Source organism: Clostridium sp. DFI.1.208 (assembly GCF_024463855.1).
Lineage (GTDB): Bacteria > Bacillota_I > Bacilli_A > Erysipelotrichales > Erysipelotrichaceae > Clostridium_AQ.
Genome location: NZ_JANGCA010000256.1, coordinates 1 through 298, shown reverse-complemented (window position 1 = coordinate 298; position 298 = coordinate 1). Strand labels below are relative to the sequence as shown.

At 46.6% G+C, this 298-nt stretch carries 1 pseudogene; it reads left to right on the top strand.

Annotated features, from left to right (window positions below):
- Nucleotides 1-298, top strand: a pseudogene (locus NE665_RS24280) (hypothetical protein); the annotation flags it as partial.

Below are 298 nucleotides of genomic sequence, written 5' to 3'. Positions count from 1 at the left end.
TGCAAAATTCCGCAATAACGCTTTAAACCCTCACACAAACCCGGTACCCCGCGGTGGTGCTGAGAACGATGACATCTTCTTCCAGGGTGTGGAAGCAAGAAACAAACACTTCGATGCAATTCCTGACATCGTTGCTGACTACATGAAGAAAATCAGTGAAATCACTGGTCGTGAATAAGCACCGTTCACTTACTATGGTGCAAGTGATGCAGAACGTGTAATCGTTGCTATGGGCTCTGTAACTGAGGCTGCTAAAGAAGCAATCGATGCATTGACTGCTGCCGGAGAAAAGGTTGGT